The 20,949-nt window shown below is 61.1% G+C and carries 17 protein-coding genes; 6 read left to right on the top strand and 11 right to left on the bottom strand.

The annotated features are described in order from the left end of the window. Nucleotides 1-6 precede the first annotated feature (6 nt). From BUE92_RS12770 to mreB, 7 genes are all read right to left on the bottom strand, one after another. A complete protein-coding gene (locus BUE92_RS12770) occupies nucleotides 7-855 on the bottom strand; it encodes a carbon-nitrogen hydrolase family protein (RefSeq protein ID WP_073524051.1) in 849 nt (282 codons plus the stop codon). A gap of 48 nt (nucleotides 856-903) precedes the next feature. Next, the gene (locus BUE92_RS12765) at nucleotides 904-4,719 is read right to left on the bottom strand and encodes a YhdP family protein (protein WP_073524048.1); all 3,816 of its coding nucleotides are present in this window, start codon (nucleotides 4,717-4,719) and stop codon (nucleotides 904-906) included. A 78-nt stretch (nucleotides 4,720-4,797) separates the two neighbouring features. Beyond that, entirely contained in the window at nucleotides 4,798-6,255 is a 1,458-nt protein-coding gene (gene rng, locus BUE92_RS12760; protein ID WP_003188562.1) for a ribonuclease G, read from the bottom strand. 70 nt (nucleotides 6,256-6,325) lie between these two features. Next, nucleotides 6,326-6,922, bottom strand: coding sequence for a Maf family protein (locus BUE92_RS12755; RefSeq protein ID WP_073524046.1), 597 nt, complete (start codon nucleotides 6,920-6,922; stop codon nucleotides 6,326-6,328). 51 nt (nucleotides 6,923-6,973) lie between these two features. Next, on the bottom strand, nucleotides 6,974-7,462 hold the full coding sequence (gene mreD, locus BUE92_RS12750; RefSeq protein ID WP_073524045.1) for a rod shape-determining protein MreD: 489 nt from the start codon (nucleotides 7,460-7,462) through the stop codon (nucleotides 6,974-6,976). Beyond that, entirely contained in the window at nucleotides 7,462-8,559 is a 1,098-nt protein-coding gene (gene mreC / locus BUE92_RS12745) for a rod shape-determining protein MreC (RefSeq protein ID WP_073524044.1), read from the bottom strand. Before mreC ends, mreD begins: the two co-directional genes overlap by 1 nt. 139 nt (nucleotides 8,560-8,698) lie before the next feature. Further along, nucleotides 8,699-9,736: a rod shape-determining protein MreB gene (gene mreB / locus BUE92_RS12740; RefSeq protein ID WP_002555108.1), complete on the bottom strand. Its 1,038-nt coding sequence runs from the start codon at nucleotides 9,734-9,736 to the stop codon at nucleotides 8,699-8,701. A gap of 210 nt (nucleotides 9,737-9,946) precedes the next feature. Here mreB and gatC point away from each other — a divergent pair, with 210 nt between their 5' ends. The 6 genes from gatC to BUE92_RS12710 all read left to right on the top strand — a co-directional run bounded on the left by gatC (nucleotide 9,947) and on the right by BUE92_RS12710 (nucleotide 15,173). Continuing rightward, nucleotides 9,947-10,234, top strand: a complete 288-nt coding sequence (gatC, locus tag BUE92_RS12735; RefSeq protein WP_003188556.1) for an Asp-tRNA(Asn)/Glu-tRNA(Gln) amidotransferase subunit GatC — start codon at nucleotides 9,947-9,949, stop codon at nucleotides 10,232-10,234. Between the two features lie 16 nt (nucleotides 10,235-10,250). Then, entirely contained in the window at nucleotides 10,251-11,702 is a 1,452-nt protein-coding gene (gene gatA / locus BUE92_RS12730) for an Asp-tRNA(Asn)/Glu-tRNA(Gln) amidotransferase subunit GatA (RefSeq protein WP_073524043.1), read from the top strand. 10 nt (nucleotides 11,703-11,712) lie between these two features. Further along, nucleotides 11,713-13,158: an Asp-tRNA(Asn)/Glu-tRNA(Gln) amidotransferase subunit GatB gene (gene gatB, locus BUE92_RS12725; RefSeq protein ID WP_073524041.1), complete on the top strand. Its 1,446-nt coding sequence runs from the start codon at nucleotides 11,713-11,715 to the stop codon at nucleotides 13,156-13,158. A gap of 157 nt (nucleotides 13,159-13,315) precedes the next feature. Further along, entirely contained in the window at nucleotides 13,316-13,687 is a 372-nt protein-coding gene (locus tag BUE92_RS12720; RefSeq protein WP_073524039.1) for a septal ring lytic transglycosylase RlpA family protein, read from the top strand. 26 nt (nucleotides 13,688-13,713) lie between these two features. Further along, on the top strand, nucleotides 13,714-14,793 hold the full coding sequence (locus BUE92_RS12715; protein WP_073524037.1) for a calcium/sodium antiporter: 1,080 nt from the start codon (nucleotides 13,714-13,716) through the stop codon (nucleotides 14,791-14,793). Next, nucleotides 14,790-15,173, top strand: a complete 384-nt coding sequence (locus BUE92_RS12710; protein ID WP_014716917.1) for a carboxymuconolactone decarboxylase family protein — start codon at nucleotides 14,790-14,792, stop codon at nucleotides 15,171-15,173. The genes BUE92_RS12715 and BUE92_RS12710 overlap by 4 nt, the downstream gene beginning before the upstream one ends. A gap of 35 nt (nucleotides 15,174-15,208) precedes the next feature. Here the strand turns inward: BUE92_RS12710 and BUE92_RS12705 are convergent, their stop codons facing one another. The 4 genes from BUE92_RS12705 to BUE92_RS12690 form a co-directional block, all read right to left on the bottom strand. Then, nucleotides 15,209-16,150, bottom strand: a complete 942-nt coding sequence (locus BUE92_RS12705; RefSeq protein WP_034126295.1) for an AEC family transporter — start codon at nucleotides 16,148-16,150, stop codon at nucleotides 15,209-15,211. 219 nt (nucleotides 16,151-16,369) lie between these two features. Then, nucleotides 16,370-17,923 (bottom strand): galactarate dehydratase, encoded by a 1,554-nt coding sequence (gene garD, locus BUE92_RS12700; protein ID WP_073524036.1) that lies wholly within the window; start codon nucleotides 17,921-17,923, stop codon nucleotides 16,370-16,372. An 11-nt stretch (nucleotides 17,924-17,934) separates the two neighbouring features. After that, the gene (locus tag BUE92_RS12695) at nucleotides 17,935-19,299 is read right to left on the bottom strand and encodes an MFS transporter (RefSeq protein ID WP_073524033.1); all 1,365 of its coding nucleotides are present in this window, start codon (nucleotides 19,297-19,299) and stop codon (nucleotides 17,935-17,937) included. A 202-nt stretch (nucleotides 19,300-19,501) separates the two neighbouring features. Next, nucleotides 19,502-20,947, bottom strand: coding sequence for an aldehyde dehydrogenase family protein (locus BUE92_RS12690; protein WP_047712588.1), 1,446 nt, complete (start codon nucleotides 20,945-20,947; stop codon nucleotides 19,502-19,504). Nucleotides 20,948-20,949 lie beyond the last annotated feature (2 nt).

Here is a 20,949-nt window from a genome sequence, read left to right as displayed (position 1 = left end):
TTAAATTCATCGTTCTGAAGCAGGCCGCTGCGCGCCCTGCGAAAAAAAGCGCCGGTGATTGGCCACCGGCATGCGCGTCCGTATCGACGCCTGTTCACTGCTGTCGCGTTCGGCCAGTAACACCGCTTCGCCTTGATCCTGTTGCGCCAGCACTCGGCCCCAAGGGTCGACAATCGCCGCGTGGCCAAAAGTTTCCCGTGGGCCTGGGTGCACACCGCCCTGGGCGGCTGCCAGCAGGTAGCACTGGGTTTCGATGGCTCGTGCGCGAATCAGCACATCCCAGTGTGCAGCCCCGGTCACCGCCGTGAAGGCCGAGGGCGCGGTAATCAGTTCAGCCCCCGCCGCACGCAACTCGCTGTACAGTTCGGGGAAACGCAGGTCGTAACACACCGTCAACCCCACACGGCCCACCGGCGTATCCGCCACCACCACATGGTTACCGAAAGCATAGTCGTCAGATTCGCGATAACGACCGCGAGCATCCGCCACGTCCACATCAAACAGATGGAGTTTGTCGTAGCGAGCGACGATTTCACCCTGATCATTGATCAGCAGCGAGCAAGCATTGGGTTTGGCGTGGGGCTGGTCCTTGGGCGGCAGCGGCAATGTGCCGGCGACTATCCATAAGGTGAGGTCGCGGGCGGCCTGTTTCAACCAGGGCAGCACAGGGCCTTGCCCCAACGCCTCGGCGCGGCCAATGTCGGCCACGTCGCGGCGCCCCATGGCCGCGAAGTTCTCTGGCAGCACCGCGAGTTTCGCGCCACCTGCCGCCGCCTGCTCCAGCAGGCGGCGAGCCTGGGCGAGGTTGGCCAGCACGTCACTCTGGCTGACCATTTGAATTACCGCAAAGGACATGGGCCGACACTCCATACAGGGCATGGGGCCATGCTACTCCACAGGCTCTCAGTTTGGCTTTTCAAATGGCTTGTCGAAGGTGATTTTTGGATCCTTCCAGGGGCCTTGCACCTTGTATTGCACACTGGCGAAGCGCGAAACCCGGTCACCGATCAGCTTGTCGATCAAAAACAGCGCACCACCAATGGCCGGCGCACCGACAATCAGCGCCGCAATCGGCAGGTTGTTGGTCACAGGCAAGGTGACCAGCAATTTGGCGTCGACGCGATCGGCAACCAGATCCAGGGTGCCGTTAAGCTCCAGATTGGTGGAAGGCCCGGTCATGGTGATGGGCTCGCGGGTCACGAACACGCCATTACTGGCGGCCAACAAGCCTTTGACCCGGTCGTAGCTCAGGCCCTTGCCGAACAAGTCGGAAAAGTCCAAACGCAAACGCCGGCCAATGGAGTTGAAGTTAAGCAGGCCAAACACTCGTAATGCCTGGGCCCCGCCCTCCACTTCGACGAACTGACCTTTACGGAACGCGGCATCCAGGCTGCCGGAAAACCGCTTGGGCCCGACCCAGGCCGGCGAACCCGGCCAGCGGCCATCCACGTCCAGATGAAAGTCTTCGCTGGTCACCGTAGGCGCAAAACCCCACCCCTTGAGCACGTCGGCAATGTTGCGGCCATCGAGGCGGCCCTTGTACCAACTGCTGCTGGCACCTGGCGCACCTTCCCACCCCCCGGCGCCCTTGAGCAGCATGCCCTTGAGGCCAAGGTCGAGGTTATTGAAGGCCAGGCCCTTGGCGGTGGGGCGGATCCTCAGCGACCAGGCTCCGATCAGGTCCGAGCCCTGGAACAGCTGGTCGACGGCAATATCCAGCGCCGGAATGCTTTTTGGGTCGATATCGGCCAGCGGGTCCGGCGCGTTTTCGTCCGCCTGCGCGGTCGGGTCTGGCGCAGGCAATTTCACATACTTGAGGTTGACCGCAATCGGCCCGCCTTTGGCGTCCGGCAGGTTCACCGCGCCCTTGGCTTGCTGGCTATCGAGTTGCAGGCCCCAGGCCGCTGGTTTGCGATCGAGTTGCAAGCTGACCTGGTCAAACTGGGTACCAAACCCGGTCAGTTTGCCGACCTTGAAGTCCGCACCGCTGAGCAGTTGCTTGGCATTGCCACCTGGATCATTGCCCGCGTAGCGATCCACAAGTTTCTTCCAGGGATCGATATCCAGTTCCGACAGCACGCCACGAATGCGCAGGCCCTTGGCACCGGGCAACACGGCATCACCGTCGCCGAGGAACAATTCGCCGCGGCCATCATTGAACTTGTCCGGCGGTGCAGCAAAGGTGAAATTCGCCAGCTCGCCGTAATCAAACCAGTAACGGCGCTCAGCACCCTGCAACGTCATGCGAAAGGTGCTGTCACGTCCCTGGCTGGCGGGCATGCCGAACGGTGCCGGCAGGTCCACCGCGACACCCTTGAGATTGGAATTGACCATCAACTGGCTGTCCGCGCCGTCCAGGATCACTTGCAACTGGTACGGAATATCGCCGGAGACCGGTAACGGCTGGCTGATCTTCAACCAGTCCGTGAGGCGCTTGACGGTAACCTGGCCATTGGCGGTCACCCGGGTGCTGATATTGCCCGGTTTGCCTTCGGCAAAGATCTGCGCCGTGATGGGGCGGTCGAACGCTTGGGCCGAGATCTTCTGCCCGCTCAGGCCCTTGGCGCTGTCGAAGCGAAAATCACCCTTGAGCTGGGTCAGGTCCAGCGGCGGTTCCGCCAATTGCAGGCGCGCCTTGTCGGTCTTGAAGTCCACCACGATCTTGGGCTCAGTGCCTTTGGCCAGCGGTACGTCCAGGTCAAGGCTTCCTTGCAGGTCGCCCTCGCCTTTCCAGCCGGCGAACGTAGACGCCGTGCCGATAGGGGCTTCTTGAAGGATCTTCAGGCCGTCGCCCAAACCGCCGGAGAACCCGCCCGTGAGCAGCAGATGACTGTCCCCGCCCGCTGGGGCGTGGGGGATATTGACGTAGACATCCTTGACCCGGGTGTCGAGCAACTGACCCTTGCTCGCCAGGATGCGTACGCCGCTTTCCTCAACGAACACTTCACCATTGACCTTGTTCACATGAGGCCAGCCCGGCTGGAAGGCCAGCTCGGCGTCATGCACCTTGAAGAACAGGCTGATATTGCGCGACGCGGGCAGCGCATTGTGGCTGAGCGAGCCCTGGTACTGGAAGAAGCCTTCGTCCACCGCGCCCTTGAGGATCGCCGTGCGCAACCATTCATCCAGCGCCGGGCTCAACACGGCCGGTAGGTACTTGGGGGTGAAACGGCCATCGCCATCGACCATGCCGACCCGCAGGTCCATGTAGTCTTCCTGGCTGTGGTCGAAATGCAGGCGAATCAGGAAGTCCGCCGCCACCTTGCCTTCCTCACCCAGTACCTTGATATACGGGGCGATCAAGGTGAAGCCTTGCTTGTCCAGCTTCCAGGTCAGGCGTGCATTGGCCTGGATGTACTGCCACGGCTTGGCGAAGATCGGGTACAGGTGCAAGGAAAAGTCCTTGCTGTCCATGCGCAACTCGCCCTGGCCCAGGTCGCCACTGATGCTGCCGGACACATTGCGTGCGGCCGGCGCGCCGAAGTAGGCATCGAAGCCGACACGCTCCAGGTTGGCGGCAAAACTGAGTTTCCGGTCGGTGGTGTCTTGCGGCCGGAAGTCCACCAGCACATTGCGTAACAGGCCAGTGGCCTTGAGGTGTTCGACCGTCTTGGCGAAACCTTCCGGCAGCGGCGCCAAGGCGTTGAGCAGCGGGGTAATGGGGGTCAGGTCGAGACGGTCGGCCTGCAATTTCCACACTTCCTGTTCCTTGTCGGTCGCCAGGCTTTGCTGCAATTGCAGGCGCGACTCCCAGCGAGTGTCTCCAATGTTCATCGCCAGGGAATCAAACAGCACCTTGAGGCCAGTGTCACTGCGCTGCAGGTAGGCGGTCAGGGCCAGGTTTTCAAGGTGCACCGGCTTACGGTCGGCGTAGCTGCCCTTCACTTGCGGTGAGTTGAGGCGCACGGCAGCGCTTTGCAACGTGCCTTTGGCCCAACTGAGCCAAAACTCGCCGCCGGCCTTCAATTGCGTCAACTTCCATTGCTGGGTCAGTTTGGCGGGAATCCACTTGGCCCAGTCGCTTTGCGGCAGGCTCAGGTAGGCATCGACCTCAGCGTCTTGCCACTGGCTGGCGCGAATGCGGCTACGCAGGCTGACCGCCAACGGTTGGCCATCGGGCAATGTCAGGCGAGCGTCCAGACGCTGCTGGCTCATGCCGGTATGCAGGCTCAGGCCCACATAAGTCACGGTCACTGGTGCCTGGTCGAAAGGTTGCAAGGTTACCTGGCTGTCCAGCACCGACACGCGCTTGACCATTTGCATGCGCGTCAGCAGTTGCTGCGGGTCCAACGGCTGGTCGTCCTGTACCGGCAAGCCTTGCAGGGTCCAGCGACCATCCTGGTCTTCCTTGACACTCAGTTGCAGGCCACTGACTTGCAGATGAGCGATGCGCACTTCGCGGGCCAACAGGCTGGCCCACATATCCGGCACCACTTCCACCTGGTCCAGGCGCAAGGCACTGCTGCCCTCGCCGACCATCACGTCGTGGGCCAGCAATACCGGGGCAAACCCGCTCCAGCGGCCTTCAAGGCTACCGATATGCAGCGGCGTATCCAGCGCAGCCTGGGCCTTGGCCTCGACTTCGGCGCGGTATTCGGCCACCAGCGGGGTGAGTTCGCGCCCAAGGCTCACGTACACCGCCGCCAATACCAGCAACAACGCACACAGGCCCAGCCCCCAACGGGTCAAAGCGGCAAAAAAGCGTATCAGACGCTCCATGTCAGGCGACCCTCAAAAAACAGTTAGCGGACGGCAGATCAAGGTCTGCCGGTCTCGAAGAAAGTGCACAGTTGGGGATCAGAGCAACACCACGTCGTATTGTTCCTGGGAATACATGGTTTCGACCTGGAAGCGAATCGTGCGACCTATAAAACTTTCCAGTTCGGCGACGTTACCGGACTCTTCGTCCAGCAGGCGATCCACCACCTTCTGATTGGCAAGCACTCTATAACCTTCGGCCTGATAGGCGCGTGCCTCCCGCAGGATCTCGCGGAAAATCTCGTAGCAAACCGTTTCCGGGGTCTTCAGTTTGCCGCGCCCTTGGCAACTGCTGCACGGCTCGCACAGTACCTGTTCCAGGCTTTCACGCGTGCGCTTGCGGGTCATCTGCACCAGGCCTAACTCAGTGATGCCGATGATGTTGGTCTTGGCGTGATCGCGCTCCAGTTGCTTCTCAAGCGTACGCAGCACCTGGCGCTGGTGCTCTTCGTCTTCCATGTCGATGAAGTCGATGATGATGATGCCGCCCAGGTTACGCAGGCGCAGTTGGCGGGCGATAGCGGTAGCGGCCTCGAGATTGGTCTTGAAGATGGTCTCTTCAAGGTTGCGATGGCCCACGAAGGCACCGGTATTGACGTCGATGGTGGTCATGGCTTCTGCCGGGTCCACCACCAGGTAGCCGCCGGACTTGAGTGGCACCTTGCGTTCCAGGGCTTTCTGGATTTCGTCTTCGACGCCATACAAGTCAAAGATCGGCCGCTCGCCGGGGTAGTGTTCCAGGCGATCGGCGATTTCTGGCATCAACTCAGCCACAAATTGCGTGGTGCGCTGGAAGGTTTCCCGCGAGTCGATGCGAATTTTCTCGATCTTCGGGCTGACCAGGTCGCGCAGCGTGCGCAGCGCCAGGCCGAGGTCTTCATAAATGACGCTGGGCGCGCCGATGGTCTTGATCTGCGCGTCGATCTGATCCCACAGGCGCCGCAGGTAGCGGATATCCATGAGGATCTCGTCAGCGCCAGCGCCTTCTGCGGCGGTGCGCAGGATAAACCCGCCCGCTTCCTTGATGCCCTCGGCGGCGACGCAGTCGCTGACCACCTTCTTCAGGCGCTCGCGCTCGGCTTCATCTTCGATCTTCAGGGAAATGCCCACATGGGCGGTGCGCGGCATGTACACCAGGTAGCGCGAGGGAATCGACAGTTGCGTGGTCAAGCGGGCGCCCTTGGAACCGATGGGGTCCTTGGTGACTTGCACCACCAGGCTCTGCCCTTCGTGTACCAGGGCGCTGATGCTCTCGACCGCCGGACCTTCACGCAGGGAAATTTCCGAGGCATGGATAAACGCTGCACGGTCCAGGCCGATGTCGACGAAGGCCGCCTGCATGCCCGGCAACACGCGCACCACCTTGCCTTTGTAGATATTGCCGACTATGCCGCGCTTCTGGGTGCGCTCAACATGCACTTCTTGCAGAACACCGTTCTCTACCACCGCCACGCGCGATTCCATCGGCGTGATATTGATCAGAATCTCTTCACTCATGGCTGGGTCTCGTTCAGGCGTTTTCACAATAGTGACCGGTCGCTTAAGGCTTGGCGCTGGAATACGGCGCTCAGCACACGGTAAGGTTTTGCCAACAGGGTATGCCGAATTGGGCGAGCAGTTGCGCGGTTTCGCAGACTGGCAGGCCAACCACGGCGGAATAGCTGCCATTAAGCCCGGCCACAAACACCGAACCCAGCCCTTGGATAGCATAGCCGCCGGCCTTGTCCTGCGGTTCGCCACTGTGCCAGTAGGTGGTAGCCTCCTGCACAGAAACCTCGCGGAAACGTACACGGCTGCTGACACATCGGGTTTCACATTGCTGGCCGTCGGTCAGGGCAATGGCGGTGAGCACTTCATGCTCACGGCCGGAAAGGGCCATTAGCATGGCCAGTGCATCAGCCTGGTCCACCGGCTTGCCCAGGATCCGCCCGTCGACAATTACCGCCGTGTCGGCTCCCAATACGCAGGTGCCCGAGGTGTGGCCAAGCGCGACAAAACCCGCCGTCGCCTTGCGTCGCGCAAGGCGCTCGACATAGGCAACGGCAGGTTCGTCGTTCAGAGGAGTTTCATCAATAGCGGCGCTGACCAGGGTGAAGGGCACACCGATCTGGGCCAGCAGTTCACGTCGCCGCGGGGAGCCCGAGGCCAGATAAAGCGAATTCATTGCAGACTCTCCCTGTGGGGTTCGATAACCAGGCAGAGCCTCGCAATCCATTCAATTGATTTTATAGCGACGACGCAGCCCACGCAGGCCAAAACTGATCCAGGGCCATAACAAGGCACTGACCAGCGCCGGCAGAACCAAGGCCAGGGTCGGCTGGCGGTTGCCGGTCAACGCGCTGAGCCACAGTTGCACCAACTGCGCCAGGCCGAAGATCACCAGGATCACCAGGCACTGCTGCCACATCGGGAACATGCGCAAGCGCTGCTGCAGCGACAGCACAAGGAAGGTAATCAGGGTCAGGATCAACGCGTTCTGGCCCAGCAAGGTGCCATACAGCACATCTTCGGCCAACCCCAGGCACATCGCCGTGACCATGCCCACCTTGTGCGGCAGGTTCAATGACCAGAACGCCAGCAACAAGGCCAGCCAGAGCGGGCGCAGGATTTCCATGAACTGCGGCAGCGGCGAGACGCTGAGCAACAAGCCGATGGCAAAGGTCAGCCAGACGATCCAGCCATTGTGCGAATGAGTACCGGCCATTATTGCTCCCTCTGCCGTGTGGTGGTCGGAGCTGCGGCGGGGGTCGTGGTCGACGGTGTTGCTGCAGCCGGCTTAGACGGGCGCGCGTTGTGCGCTGACGGTTGAGCAGGCGTTGCCACCGGTGCCGCCGGTGCCGGTGCAGTTGTCGCCGCGGGTGCAGGCGGACCAACAAAAGCAGGTTTTGGCACCGTGGCCGGCACGATAGGCGCGGTGCCATTCTGCTGGTCCTCCGCTTCCTGGGCCTGGGCAGCGTCGTTGGCGCGCTCTTCCGGGGTGCGGTTGTCGCTGAACACCAGCAGCAGGTAACGGCTGCGGTTCAGCGCGGCAGTCGGTACCGCCCGAACGATAGCGAACGGCTGGCCGGAATCGTGGATCACCTCTTTGACCGTCGCCACTGGATAACCCGCCGGGAAGCGCTGGCCCAGGCCAGAGCTGACCAACAGGTCGCCTTCCTTGATGTCAGCGGTGTCCGCCACATGGCGCAGCTCCAGGCGTTCCGGGTTACCGGTGCCGCTGGCAATTGCGCGCAAGCCGTTACGGTTGACCTGTACCGGAATGCTGTGGGTCGTATCCGTCAGCAACAGCACCCGCGAGGTGTAGGGCATCAACTCCACCACCTGGCCCATCAGGCCACGGGCATCGAGCACCGGCTGGCCAAGCACCACACCGTCGCGCTCACCCTTGTTGATGATGATGCGGTGGGTAAAGGGGTTGGGGTCCATGCCGATCAGCTCGGCCACTTCGACCTTTTCGTTGACCAGCGCGGAAGAGTTGAGCAACTCGCGCAGCCGAACGTTCTGCTCGGTAAGGGCCGCCAGCTTTTGCATGCGCCCCTGCAACAGCAGGTTTTCAGTCTTGAGTTTTTCGTTCTCGGCGACCAGTTCGGTGCGGCTGCCAAATTGGCTGGACACGCCCTGGAAGAGACGTTGCGGCAGGTCGGTGATCCAGTAGGTCTGCATCAACACCAGCGACATCTGGCTGCGCACCGGCTTGAGCAGTGCAAAGCGGGCATCGACCACCATCAGCGCGACCGAAAGCACGGTCAGCACCAATAAGCGCACACCCAATGAGGGGCCTTTGGCGAAAAGCGGTTTAATAAGCCGCTCCTCCCAGGCAAATGTTCTCTTTATTCATACGGCATCAAACCGGCCTGGATGCAGATTGAAGAAGATAAACGCCAACAGGCAGCACTGCAAAGTGCTGCCTGCCGACGAAGCATGAACCATCCAGGCAATCTTATTCGCTGGAGAGCAGGTCCATGGTGTGTTTATCCATCATTTCCAGCGCACGACCACCGCCACGGGCAACGCAGGTCAGCGGGTCTTCGGCGACGATCACCGGCAGACCGGTTTCCTGGGCCAGCAACTTGTCGAGGTCGCGCAGCAAGGCGCCACCACCGGTCAGTACCAGGCCACGCTCGGCGATATCGGAAGCCAGCTCCGGCGGCGATTGCTCCAGGGCGCTTTTCACGGCCTGAACGATGGTGGCCAGGGACTCTTGCAGAGCCTCCAGCACTTCATTGGAGTTCAGGGTGAAGGCACGTGGAACGCCTTCGGCCAGGTTGCGACCGCGCACATCGACTTCGCGCACTTCGCCGCCCGGGTAAGCGGTGCCGATTTCCTGCTTGATGCGCTCGGCGGTGGATTCGCCGATCAGGCTGCCGTAGTTACGGCGCACATAAGTGATGATCGCTTCGTCGAAGCGGTCGCCGCCCACGCGCACGGATTCGGCATACACCACACCGTTCAGGGAAATCAGGGCGATTTCGGTAGTACCACCACCGATATCCACCACCATCGAACCACGCGCTTCCTCCACCGGCAGGCCGGCACCGATCGCAGCCGCCATCGGCTCTTCGATCAGGAATACTTCACGGGCACCGGCGCCAAGGGCCGATTCACGGATGGCGCGACGCTCCACTTGGGTGGACTTGCACGGAACGCAGATCAGCACGCGAGGGCTGGGCTGCAGGAAACTGTTTTCGTGAACTTTGTTGATGAAGTACTGCAGCATCTTTTCGCAGACGCTGAAATCGGCGATCACGCCATCCTTCATCGGACGAATGGCAGCAATATTGCCTGGTGTACGGCCGAGCATGCGCTTGGCCTCGGTGCCAACGGCAACGACACTTTTCTGATTACCATGGGTCCGAATGGCCACAACCGATGGCTCATTCAGAACGATACCGCGCTCGCGCACGTAAATAAGGGTGTTGGCAGTGCCCAGGTCAATGGAGAGATCGCTGGAAAACATGCCACGCAGTTTCTTGAACATGGGGAAAGGACCCTAGGCAACGCGTGGGTAAAAAAGTGCGGCAAACTCTAACAACGACAGGGATTTTGGGCAAGGCGCCAATGTGCTAAATTGGCCGACTTTCTGTGCACCAACCCCCACAATCGCGGCCATATGACCGTAGAAATGCGGTAGTGTTCCGACAATCTAACACACGGACGCCCTCCGTTCTGTTTTCCACTGGAGAATCCCATGGCGCTTGAACGCTCCGACGTGGAAAAAATCGCACATTTGGCCTCGCTTGGCCTTAATGATGCCGATCTTCCACAGACCACCGCAGCCCTGAACAGCATTCTCGGGCTGGTCGACCAAATGCAGGCCGTGAATACCGACGGCATCGAGCCCCTGGCTCACCCACTGGAAGCCAGCCAGCGCCTGCGCGCAGACGTCGTGACCGAACGCAACAATCGCGAGGCCTACCAGTCCATCGCGCCAGCGGTCGAAAACGGCCTGTACCTGGTTCCGAAAGTCATCGACTAAAGGGAAAGAGCCTTTCATGCATCACATGACTCTGGCCGAGATCGCCCGCGGTCTCGCCGACAAATCGTTTTCTTCCGAAGAGCTGACCCAGACCTTACTGGCGCGTATCGCCGCGCTCGATCCGAAGGTCAACAGCTTCATCAGCCTCACCGAGGAGCTGGCCCTGAGCCAGGCCAAGGCCGCCGACGCCCGTCGCGCCAACGGTGAGAACGGTGCGCTGCTCGGCGCACCGATCGCCCACAAGGACCTGTTCTGCACCCAGGGCATTCGCACCAGCTGCGGCTCGAAGATGCTCGACAACTTCAAGGCGCCCTACGACGCCACTGTGGTCGCCAAGCTGGCCGCTGCCGGTGCCGTGACCCTGGGCAAGACCAACATGGACGAATTCGCCATGGGTTCGGCCAACGAATCGAGCTACTACGGCGCGGTGAAAAACCCGTGGAACCTGGAACACGTGCCGGGTGGTTCGTCCGGTGGTTCCGCTGCGGCCGTGGCCGCGCGCTTCCTGCCCGCCGCTACCGCCACCGATACCGGCGGTTCGATCCGCCAGCCAGCCGCCTTCACCAACCTCACCGGCCTGAAGCCGACCTACGGTCGCGTTTCCCGCTGGGGCATGATCGCCTACGCCTCAAGTCTCGATCAGGGCGGCCCTCTGGCACGCACTGCTGAAGACTGCGCAATATTGTTACAAGGCATGGCAGGCTTCGATAAACAGGACTCCACCAGCATCGACGAGCCAGTGCCGGACTACAGCGCCAGCCTGAACAGTTCGATCAAGGGCCTGCGCATCGGCGTGCCGAAGGAATACTTCAGCGCCGGCCTCGACCCGCGTATCGCCGAACTGGTGCAAAACAGCGTCAAAGAGCTGGAAAAGCTTGGCGCCGTGATCAAGGAAATCAGCCTGCCGAACAACCAGCACGCGATTCCCGCCTACTACGTGATCGCGCCAGCAGAGGCGTCTTCCAACCTGTCGCGTTTCGACGGCGTGCGTTTCGGCTACCGCTGCGAGAATCCCAAGGACCTCACCGACCTGTACAAACGTTCCCGTGGTGAAGGCTTCGGCAGTGAAGTGCAGCGCCGGATCATGGTCGGGGCCTACGCCCTGTCGGCCGGTTACTACGACGCGTACTACCTCAAGGCGCAAAAAATCCGTCGCCTGATCAAGAACGACTTCATGGCCGCCTTTGAAGAAGTCGATGTGATCCTCGGCCCGACCGCGCCAAACCTGGCGTGGAAGATCGGCGCCAAGACCGGCGACCCGATCGCCGAGTACCTGGAAGACCTCTACACCATCACCGCCAACCTCGCGGGCTTGCCGGGCTTGTCCATGCCCGCAGGTTTCGTCGATGGCCTGCCGGTGGGCGTGCAATTGCTCGCCCCGTATTTCCAGGAAGGCCGCCTGCTCAATGTGGCGCACCAGTACCAGTTGAACACCGACTGGCACACCCGCACCCCTACCGGCTTCTGAGGAGAACACTATGCAATGGGAAGTTGTGATCGGGCTGGAGATTCATACTCAGCTCGCCACCCAATCGAAGATTTTCTCCGGTAGCGCCACCACGTTCGGCTCCGAGCCCAATACCCAGGCCAGCCTGGTAGACCTGGGCATGCCCGGCGTGCTACCGGTGCTGAACCAGGAAGCGGTGCGCATGGCGGTGATGTTCGGCCTGGCGATTGACGCCGAAATCGGCCAGCACAACGTGTTTGCGCGCAAGAACTACTTCTACCCGGACCTGCCCAAGGGCTACCAGATCAGCCAGATGGAACTGCCGATTGTCGGCAAGGGCCATCTGGACATTCCCCTGGAAGACGGCACCATCAAGCGCGTCGGCGTCACCCGTGCGCACCTGGAAGAAGACGCCGGCAAAAGCCTGCACGAAGAATTCCCGGGCGCTACCGGTATCGACCTGAACCGTGCTGGCACGCCGCTGCTGGAGATCGTGTCCGAGCCGGACATGCGCAGCGCCAAGGAAGCCGTGGCCTACGTCAAGACCATCCACGCGCTGGTGCGCTACCTGGGCATCTGCGACGGCAACATGGCCGAAGGCTCGTTGCGTTGCGACTGCAACGTGTCGATCCGGCCCAAGGGCCAGGCCGAATACGGCACCCGCTGCGAGATCAAGAACGTCAACTCGTTCCGTTTCATCGAGAAGGCGATCAACAGCGAAGTACGTCGCCAGATCGAGCTGATCGAAGACGGCGGCAAGGTGATCCAGCAAACGCGCCTGTACGACCCGAACAAAGACGAAACCCGCGCCATGCGCAGCAAAGAGGAAGCCAACGACTACCGCTACTTCCCCGACCCGGACCTGTTGCCGGTGGTGCTGGAGGATTCGTTCCTCAATGACATCCGCGCCACCCTGCCGGAACTGCCGCAGCAAAAACGCGAGCGCTTCCAGGAGCAGTTCGGCCTGTCGGTCTACGATGCCAGCGTCCTGGCCTCCAGCCGTGAACAAGCCAACTACTTCGAAAAAGTCGTGAGCATTGCCGGCGACGCCAAACTGGCGGCCAACTGGGTGATGGTCGAGCTGGGCAGCCTGTTGAACAAACAGGGCCTGGAAATCGACGAAGCGCCGGTCACCGCCGAACAACTGGGTGGCATGCTGCTGCGCATCAAGGACAACACCATCTCCGGCAAAATTGCCAAGACAGTGTTCGAAGCGATGGCCGCCGGTGAAGGCAATGCCGACGAGATCATCGACAAGCGTGGCCTCAAGCAAGTCACCGACAGCGGCGCCATCTCGGCCGTCCTCGATGAAATGCTCGCGGCCAATGCCGAGCAGGTCGAGCAATACCGTGCGGCAGACGAAGCCAAGCGCGGCAAGATGTTCGGCTTCTTTGTCGGCCAGGCGATGAAAGCCTCCAAAGGCAAAGCCAACCCGCAACAGGTGAACGAACTGCTCAAAAGCAAGCTCGAAGGCTGATTGCAGTGAAATGGTTGGAGCAGAATCCAAAGTCTGGCTCTGACTCCTGTGGGAGCGGGCTTGCTCGCGAAAGCGGACTGACAGCCAACATATATGTTGAATGTTCTACCGCATTCGCGAGCAAGCCCGCTCCCACATTTGCTAGGGCATATCTGAAATGAAGCGTCTACTCGGCCTCCTGGCCCTGTCCTCCCTGCTGACTGGTTGCGCCAGCGGCGTCATCGACCCCAACGGCTACGACGAAACCGGCACCGCGTCCTATTACGGCGCCAAGCACCATGGCAAGAAAACCGCCAGCGGTGAACCTTTCAACCAGAACGCCTTGACCGCCGCCCATCGGCGCCTGCCCTTCGGCACCCAGGTCAAGGTGACCAACCTCGACAACAACCGTTCTGTCGTGGTGCGTATCAATGATCGCGGCCCGCATACCCGTGGCCGCCTGATCGACCTTTCACGCAAGGCTGCCGAGCAACTGCGCATGCTGCGCAGCGGTACCGCACGGGTACGCGTGCAAGCCCTGAACAACTGATCGAGGCAGCCTTGAGCATTTTCGGATTGAACGCCCTCTCGCCCTGGAGCCTGCTCGAACTGGTGGGCGGCCTGATCTTGCTGATCATCGGCGCTGAGATCCTGGTACGCGCCGCGGTGCGCCTGGCGGCGAGCCTCAAGGTGCGGCCACTGATCATCGGCTTGAGCATCGTCGCCTTCGGCAGCAGTGCGCCACAGATGACCGTCAGTTTGCAGGCCACGCTGGCCGGCAACACGGACATTGCCGTGGGCAGCGTCATTGGCAGCAGCATCTTCAATATCCTCGTGACCCTGGGTTTGTCCGCACTGATCATTCCGCTGCGGGTCTCGCGGCAGCTGGTGCGCGTGGATATCCCGGTGATGATCGTCGCCGGCCTGCTGGTGTTTATCCTGGCGGCCAATGAAATGCTGACGCCCTTCGATGGTGCCGTGCTGCTGGTGGCGCTGGTGGCCTACGTTGGCGTATTGCATTACCAGACGCGTCATTCCCGCCGCCCGCGCACTCTGGACACCGTGGCGAAGGCGCCATGGCTGAGCAGCGTGCTGCTGATGCTCGGCGGTTTGCTGGTGCTGGTGTTGGCCGGGCACTTGTTGCTCGGCGCAGCGGTGGATGTAGCGGGCGATCTCGGATTGTCGGAGCGCGTCATCGGCCTCACGTTGATCGGCGTCGGCACCTCGCTGCCGTGTCTGGCCACGTCGCTGATCGCCGCGTTGCGTGGCGAACGGGAGATCGCCGTGGGCAACGTGATCGGCAGCAACCTGTTCAACCTGCTCGGCGTGCTGGGTTTTACCGCACTGGTGGCGCCGACGCCGCTGTCGGTCTCGCCCAACGCCCTGGGCTTCGATTTACCGGTGATGCTTGGCGCCATCATCCTGTGCCTGCCGGTGTTCTATACCGGCTACCGGGTAACGCGCATCGAAGGGCTGGTGCTGCTGGGGCTTTACCTGGCGTACGGGCTGCATGTCATGGCCTTCACCACTGGCATGCCGCTGGCCAACAAGCTTGAACAATTGATGCTGTATTACGTCCTGCCGGCGTTAGGGGCTCTGCTGTTGTTCACCTCACTGCGCGCCTGGCACCGCCAACACAAGAGGGAATCGCAATGACCGATCAGAAAAAACCCGGGGTTGAAGTGCGTCGCCAGGTCATGGGCGATGCGTTCGTCGACCGCGCCCTGGGCAATGCCACGGCGTTCACCCAGCCATTGCAGGATTTTGTCAACGAACACGCGTGGGGCAGCGTCTGGAACCGCGAAGGGTTACCGCTCAAGACCCGCAGCCTGATCACCCTCGCCGCCCTCACCGCCCTCAAGTGCCCGCAGGAACTCAAGGGCCATGTGCGCGGTGCACTGAATAATGGCTGTACGGTGGAGGAGATCCGCGAAGCGCTGCTGCATTGCGCGGTGTATGCCGGGGTGCCGGCGGCGATTGATGCGTTTCGGGCGGCGCAGGAAGTGATTGAGGCGTATCAGGCCGATCAGCAGTGACTGTCCTGTAGCTATCGCAGGCAAGCCAGCCTAGTTCAGATCCAACCACCCGCCTGCAACACAAAAATCCCGATATTCGTAGTCACCGCCGCCATCAGCGTGGTGATTACGATAATCGCCGCCGCCAATTCATGATTGCCCTGCGCCGCCCGGGCCATCACAAAGCTTGCGGCGGCGGTCGGCGCGCCGAAATACAGGAACAGAATCCCCAACTCCGGCCCTCGGAACCCTAGCAACCACGCGCCCAGGGTGGCGATCACCGGTAGCCAGATCATCTTCATCAGGCTCGCGCTCAACGCCATGTTGCCGCTCTTGCGTAGCGCGGCCATGGACAAGGTGCCACCGATGCAAATCAACGCCAACGGCAGCGTGGTATCGGACAGGTACTGCAAGGATTTCTCAAGCCAGCCGGGCACGCCGATCTGGAAGTACGCGAACGGCGTGGCGACGATCACGCTGATAATCAGCGGGTTGGCCAATACGCTTTTGAAGATGCTCCACGGGTCGGACTTGATCACCGGGCTATACACCGCCAGCACAATGGTCGACAGCGTGTTGTAAAAGAGGATCACCAGCGCGGCGAGGATCGCGCCCAGGGATATGCCGTAGTCGCCGTACATACTGGCCGCCAGCGCCAGGCCGATGACCCCGTTATTGCCACGAAACGCGCCTTGGGCGTAGATGCCTCGGTCTTCGCGCTTGCAGCGAAAGATCGCCCAACCCCAGGCCACGGCAAAGCTCACCAGGGTGGCTACGCAGAAGTAGATGAGCAGGCCCGGCTTGAGCGCCGAGTGCAGGTCGGCGTGCAGAATGCCAAGGAACAGCAGCGCCGGCATGGCGACGTTGAACACCAGGGAAGACGCGGTGTGGATAAAGTTGTCATTGATCCAGTTGATGCGCTTTAGAAACACGCCCAGGAACAGCATGGCAAACACCGGCGCGGTGATGGTGAGGGTGGTGAGGAAGATTGCCAGCATGCCGGGGAGAACCTTGGTGGGCGTCGTTAGTTGGCTAATGATAAGCCAGTACGAGCGGGTTCGTGTGGGCAACGCCATTCAAATGTGGGAGCAAGCTCCCCGTTGTAGGAGCGAGCTTGCTCGCGAGAAACTCCCAGGCGCCGCGTTCATTCAGTTAACACGCGTTATCGTTGGCGTCTTTCGCGAGCAAGCTCGCTCCTACAGGGTTAGCGCCTGGTTTCAGGTAATCGGCGCCGGGTTGAACAGCGTGATGTCGTTATGCAGCTTATGCCGCTCTGCCCAGGTCTGCTTCTTGCCGCTGGCCACATCCAGATAGAAGTGGAACAGCTCCCAACCCAGCTCCTCGATACTCGCCCGCCCCGTGGCAATGCGCCCGGCGTCGATATCGATCAGGTCCGGCCAACGCTGGGCCAGTTCGGTGCGGGTGGAGACCTTCACCACCGGTGCCATCGCCAGCCCATACGGCGTGCCGCGCCCGGTGGTGAACACGTGCAGGTTCATCCCCGCTGCCAGTTGCAAGGTGCCGCAGACAAAATCACTGGCCGGTGTGGCGCAGAAGATCAGGCCCTTTTCCTTGAAGCGCTCGCCAGGGCCAAGCACGCCGTTGATGGCACTGCTGCCGGATTTGACGATGGAGCCCAACGACTTCTCGACAATATTCGACAGCCCGCCCTTTTTGTTACCCGGCGTGGTATTGGCGCTACGGTCTGCTTCACCCTTGGCCAGGTAACGGTCGTACCAGTCCATTTCCCTGACCAACTCTTCGGCAACTTCCTTCGTCTTTGCACGCGAAGTCAGCAGGTAAATCGCATCGCGCACTTCAGTCACTTCGGAAAACATCACCGTCGCGCCGGCGCGCAGTAGCAGATCCGAGGCATACCCCAGCGCCGGGTTGGCGGTGATGCCGGAAAACGCATCGCTGCCGCCGCACTGCATGCCCAGGATCAGCTCGGAGGCCGGCACGGTTTCGCGGCGGCGTTGGTCGAGTTTCTTCAAGCGCACGTCGGCCAGGGCCATGATCTGCTCGATCATTTCGGTAAAGCCATGGCTGGAATCCTGCAAGCGATACAGCCACGGCTCGCTCAGGTCCACGGAGCTGTCGTTATCGTGCATCACCTGCCCTGCCTGGAGCTTTTCGCAGCCCAGGCTGATCACCAAGGCTTCGCCGCCCAGGTTGGGGTTGCGCGCCAGATTGCGCACGGTACGGATGGGGATGTAGGCGTCCGTCGCCGTAATCGCCACGCCGCAGCCGTAGCTGTGGGTCAGCGCCACCACGTCATCGACATGCGGGTACTGGGGCAGCAACTCGTCCTTGATGCGCTTGACCGCATGGTCCAGCACGCCGGTAACGCATTGCACAGTGGTGGTAATGCCGAGGATATTACGCGTGCCCACGGTGCCGTCGGCGTTGCGATAGCCCTCGAAGGTAAACCCCTCCAGGGGCGCCTGGGTTTCAGGCACCTCGGTGGACAGCGGCAAGCTGTCCAGCGGCGGTGCGGTGGGCATGCGCAGTTGACCTTCCTGGACCCAACTGCCGCGCGGAATCGGCGCCAAGGCATAACCGATTGTCTGGCCGTAGCGGATAATCTGACCGCCTTCGGGGATGTCTTCCAGGGTCACTTTGTGGCTCTGGGGGATGAAATCCACGGTCACCAGGCCGTCCGGGAACTCGGTCCCGGCCGGTACGCCCTGGTCGTTGACCACGATCACTACGTTGTCGCGCTCGTGCAGGCGAATGGAGCGCGGCGAGTCGGCATGTTCAATCAACTGCATCACGGGGCCCCTCAGGAATGCGCTTCGGTTAGGTTGGTCAACTCAGGCCCCTTGCTTGGCGGCTCTTTGAGTACTACACGCTTGATCGGGCCGACGATGACCAGATAGCTGAACACCGCCACCAACGCATTGGCACCGACGAACACCAGCGCCCATTTGAACGAACCGGTGGTGCTGATGATGTAGCCAATCACAATCGGCGTGGTGATCGAAGCCAGGTTACCGAAGGTATTGAACAAGCCGCCACTGAGCCCGGCGATTTGTTTTGGCGAGGTGTCGGACACCACCGCCCAACCCAGTGCGCCAACGCCTTTGCCGAAGAAGGCCAGCGCCATGAAGCCCACCACCATCCATTCGACATCCACGTAGTTGCAGGCCACGATGCTGCTGGAAATCAGCAGACCAGCAATGATCGGCGCCTTGCGCGCGAAGGTCAGCGAGTGGCCTTTACGCAGCAGGTAGTCGGAAATCACCCCGCCGAGCACCCCGCCGATAAAGCCGCAGATCGCCGGTAACGAGGCAATGAAGCCGGCCTTGAGGATGGTCATGCCACGGTCCTGCACCAGGTACACCGGAAACCAGGTCAGGAAGAAGTAGGTGATGCCATTGATGCAGTACTGGCCCAGGTAGACGCCGAGCATCATGCGGTTGGTCAGGAGCTGGCGGATGTAATCCCACTTCGGCCCGTCGGTTTTCTTACCCTTGCCCTTGTCCTGATCCATATCGACCATCGCGCCATTGGCGGCGATGTGATTGAACTCGGCCTCGTTGATCATCGGATGCTGGCGCGGGCTGTGGATAACTTTCAGCCAGATCAGCGAGAAAACAATGCCGATCACGCCCATCACGATAAACACGTGCTGCCAGCCGAAGCGATAGACGATCCAGCCCATCAACGGCGCGAACAACACCGTGGCGAAGTACTGGGCCGAGTTGAAGATCGCCGACGCAGTGCCGCGTTCCGCCGTAGGAAACCACGCCGCAACAATACGAGCATTTCCCGGAAACGACGGCGCCTCGGCCAGTCCCACCATGAAGCGCAGCATGAACAGCGCGACCACCGCAGTGGAGACGCCGAACTCACCGACATAGCCTTGCAGCACGGTGAACAGCGACCAGGTGAAGATGCTCAGGGCATAGACTTTTTTCGAGCCGAAACGGTCGAGCAGCCAGCCACCGGGAATTTGCCCGGCCACGTAGGCCCAACCGAATGCAGAGAAGATATAACCGAGGGTGACCGCGTCGATACCGAGGTCTTTTTGCAGGCTGGAGCCGGCGATAGCGATGGTGGCCCGGTCGGCGTAGTTGATCGTGGTCACCAGGAACAGCATGAGCAGGATCAAATAGCGGACATGGGTCGGCTTGGTCGCTTGCATGTAGAAGTACTCCCACTAATTATTTTTTTTGCGGGTAATGGTTATGTATTGCTTGGTTGCGCCCCCCTGTAGGAGCGAGCTTGCTCGCGAAAGACGTCAACGATTACGCGGGCATTCAGGATGCACGCGGTGAATTTGAGTTTTTCGCGAGCAAGCTCGCTCCTACAGGGAAGCCGCCCTCCGATAACAGGAGGGCTGCGTGTTACGAACCGATGTAGCTGGTTTTCACCACGGTGTAGAACTCTTGCGCATAGCGACCCTGCTCACGCGAACCGTAGGATGAGCCCTTACGGCCACCGAATGGAACGTGGTAATCCACACCCGCCGTCGGCAGGTTGACCATCACCATCCCGGCCTGGGAGTGGCGCTTGAAGTGGTTGGCATATTTGAGCGAGGTGGTGGCAATACCGGCCGACAAGCCGAACTCGGTGTCATTGGCCATGGCCAGCGCCGCCTCGTAGTCCGCCACGCGCACCACGTTGGCCACCGGGCCGAAGATCTCTTCACGGCTGATGCGCATCGCCGCTTCACTGTCGGCAAATAGTGTGGGCGCCAGGTAATAGCCTTCGGTGTCGCAGGTCACCAGGCCGCCACCGCTCACCAGCCGGGCACCTTCGCTCTGGCCGATGTCGATGTATTTCAGGTCCTGATCCAACTGGGCCTGGGACACCACCGGGCCAATGTCGGTGCCGCTATTCAAGGCGTGGCCAACCTTGATCGACTTCATGCGCTCGGCCATGGCGGCGACAAACTGGTCGTGGATCCCCGCGGTGACAATCAAGCGGCTCGAAGCGGTGCAACGCTGGCCGGTGGAGTAGAACGCACTCTGTACCGACAGCTCGACAGCCTGCTTGAGGTCGGCATCGTCGAGAATGATCTGCGGGTTCTTGCCACCCATCTCCAACTGCACCTTGGCCTGGCGCGATACACAGCTGACGGCGATCTGACGCCCAACGCCCACAGACCCGGTGAAACTGATGCCATCGACTTTCGGGCTGTTGACCAACACGTCGCCGACCACACGGCCACTGCCCATCACCAGGTTGAACACACCGGCAGGAAAACCGGCGCGGGAGATGATCTCCGCCAAGGCCCAGGCACAGCCCGGCACCAGTTCGGCAGGCTTGATCACCACGCAGTTGCCGTAGGCCAGGGCCGGGGCGATTTTCCACGCGGGGATGGCGATCGGGAAGTTCCACGGGGTGATCAAGCCCACCACACCGAGGGCTTCGCGGGTCACTTCAACGTTGACGCCCGGGCGCACCGAAGGCACGTAATCGCCCGACAGGCGCAGGCACTCACCGGCGAAGAATTTGAAGATATTGCCGGCGCGGGTCACTTCACCAATGGCTTCGGGGAGGGTCTTGCCCTCTTCGCGTGCCAGCAGGGTGCCGAGTTCTTCACGACGGGCGAGAATCTCGCTGCCGACTTTATCCAGCGCATCGTGACGCGCCTGGATACCGGAGGTGGACCACGCCGGAAACGCAGCGCGGGCGGCGTCGATGGCCGCGTTGACTTGGGCCACGTCCGCTTTGGCATATTCGCCAATGGCGTCGGACACATCCGACGGGTTGATGTTGGTGCAGTAGTCGGCGCCGGTTACCCATTCGCCATTGATGTAGTTCTCAAAACGCTTTGCCTGGGACACGA

Origin of the sequence: Pseudomonas fluorescens, from assembly GCF_001902145.1 — a bacterium.
Taxonomy (GTDB): Bacteria; Pseudomonadota; Gammaproteobacteria; order Pseudomonadales; family Pseudomonadaceae; genus Aquipseudomonas; species Aquipseudomonas fluorescens_BV.
The sequence above is the reverse complement of the archived record's forward strand: the minus strand, read 5'-3'. Positions and strand labels throughout refer to the sequence as shown.